Here is a 2,568-nt window from a genome sequence, read left to right on the forward strand (position 1 = left end):
TTGCAACGCAGGCCGGTAGTTTGTTTGTTTTGCATTTGAATATTTTTACAATGAATAATCTTGCAAAACAAAAGCCTCTGACTTTATCAGAGGCTTCACAAACTACCGAAGGTTTAGTACAACATTGGGTTTTATGCAAGTTGGGCTTGACATTGCAACATCAACAAATTGCAAATCCCAGCTTCAGTTCCAGCTGACGAATAACTATCAGCTTTTGTACTTAACTTCATCAACATATTTTCAATCAGCAGCGGTTGTCGGCAGACGGAATGCTAATTCCCAACCTGCATAAAGCCCTGTTCGTTGTGCATCATTTAAAAAAACCTTTGTTATGAAATACTTTCTCTCTTTATTGATAATATTAGCATATTCTTCAGCAAAATCACAAAACGGAAAAATCATTGAGCAAGTTTCATTTACACTTCCTGACTCTACGGTTCGTAACATTGAAATGATTGTACCGGACATTAAATCAACATTAGCCGGAGTTAATTTCTATCATATCACTTATTTTTCTGACCAATTCAAAGTAAAAGGTTATTTAGCCGTTCCAAAAAAAGAAGGGAAATATCCTTGTGTTATTTACAACAGGGGCGGTAATAAAGAGTTTGGCAAAATTACCGATGAAAGTTTTTTATTAAGGGGTATGGGTGAGCTAAGTAGTAAAGGATATGTAATTGTAGCCAGCCAATACCGGGGTAATGATGGTGGAGAAGGAAAAGAAGAATTTGGTGGAAAAGACGTAAATGATGTACTCAATTTGATTCCGTTACTTTCAAATATCCAACAAGCTGATACATCACGTATTGGCATGTTTGGATGGAGCCGTGGCGGTATGATGACCTACCTTGCATTAACCAAGACAGCAAAAATAAAAGCAGCTGTAGTAGGAAGCGGTATCACAGATTTAATAAAAGTATTAGAAACCCGCCCAGCTTTTGACACTGCTGTTTATGCCCGACTGATACCAGACTATGCTAAAACTAAAATGACGGCTTTGAAAGAGCGCTCTGCTGTTTACTTTGCCGAAAAAATAAACAAAACAACACCTATTCTTATTCTTCAGGGAACGGCTGATTGGCGTGTTCCTACTAATCAGGTTTTAGACCTTGTAAATAAGTTTTATCAATTAAAGCAACCGTTTCGCTTCGTACTTTATGAAGGAGGAGAACATTCACTTACAGAACACAGAAGTGATTACGTCCTGCAATTAACCAATTGGTTCGACGCTTATTTGCGGGACAAAAAACCCTGGCCAAGTTTGGAACCACATGGTGACTGAAAACGAACGCACAACAGCGAGGTTTTGCGTCAGCGGGGGGCGACAAATAAATCCTAATCGGCAGTACTACTATCAGCTACATATCCAGCAGACTGAACACGGATGAGCAACAGAATATATTTTCAACTTTTTTATCTTACATCGGCTTCTGTTCCGGGCTGAACGTTTTCCAAATGCCCCTCCGAACGCAAAGCCCTGACGATGGACAGAAATGGCCGCATTGAGCATCGTGTTTTATTCTTCATCATTCACTGGCGGCCACGAAAGACCGCCTTTGGCTTTCATTCAATTCAAATCTTTCATTTTACTCATTGCAAATTTTAATTGCAGCAAAGGCTATGTCTTTCTTTTTTCTGTCCATCGGATCGGGGCATGACAACCGGGTAAGTGAACTTTTGAGCCACTGTCCGCCATCATTGGGTTTGGCGCAATTTCGTGGCGGTACTTATGGTTGTCAGGCTTGTTTTGTAGCTTTATTCCCGACACGAAATCGGGAACCGCCACAAAACTGCGCCAAGCCCCGATCCGTTAGCTGCTACTCTAAAACCGACATCGTAATGAAACAAATTCTTCTTGGTATTTTTATTTTGACAACAACAATTAGTTCTGGACAAAATATTTCCGCAAAACTCAAAAATGTAAGAACACTGGGTGATGCAGAAAAATTTATAAGCTCCAATCCTTCCCTTGCGACTGAAATGGTTTTTCTGAGTTCGGATGTTGACACTTCAGACTTGCAAAAACAACTATTAACTAAAAGTAAAGGCGACGTTTTTAAAATTGATGGCTACTTGTACAAAGTAGTAAGTGATACAACCATAAAATCACTTCGTGGAAGCTATATTTATCTTGACGGTTCAAAACTTTCTTTAAGTGAAATTGACAGTATAAGAAATTTAATTATGACTAAATATAATTCTGGGACAACATTTCTTGATTTATTCAAAGAATACAACATGGATGGTAATCCAAATGATGGGGATTTAGGTTGGTTTCAAGAAGGGATGATGGTAAAAGAATTTGATGTAGCTATTCAAGAACATAAAAAGGATGACGTTTTTAAAGTTGATGTTCCTTCAAACAATTGGTTTTATATCGTAAAGAAAACATACGACGACAAAACGACAAAGGAAGTCACGTTGCTAAAAATAAAGAGCAGCAGCTAACAACTAAGAGTTCGTCGGGCCTGAAGGGCCAACGATGAACTCTTAGTTGTACGGAACCTGCTGGTAGGCGTTGCTTGTAATTATGGGGATTGGTGTGTGGAAGACGTGGTTGATGCGGAT

At 39.0% G+C, this 2,568-nt stretch carries 2 protein-coding genes; both read left to right on the top strand.

Features of this window, described 5'->3' with window-relative positions; all coding sequences use genetic code 11:
* The first annotated feature begins 331 nt into the window (after positions 1-331).
* Positions 332-1,282, top strand: a complete 951-nt coding sequence (locus tag P2W73_RS26265; protein WP_276505080.1) for an alpha/beta hydrolase family protein — start codon at positions 332-334, stop codon at positions 1,280-1,282.
* Positions 1,283-1,593: 311 nt separating this feature from the next.
* Positions 1,594-2,448, top strand: coding sequence for a peptidylprolyl isomerase (locus P2W73_RS26270; protein WP_276505081.1), 855 nt, complete (start codon positions 1,594-1,596; stop codon positions 2,446-2,448).
* Positions 2,449-2,568 lie beyond the last annotated feature (120 nt).

This window comes from Terrimonas pollutisoli (assembly GCF_029360765.1).
Lineage (GTDB): Bacteria > Bacteroidota > Bacteroidia > Chitinophagales > Chitinophagaceae > Terrimonas_B > Terrimonas_B pollutisoli.

Coding starts and splice junctions, on each gene's coding strand:
- P2W73_RS26265 (WP_276505080.1), top strand. CDS start 332: ATGAAATACTTTCTCTCTTTATTGATAATATTAGCATATTCTTCAGCA.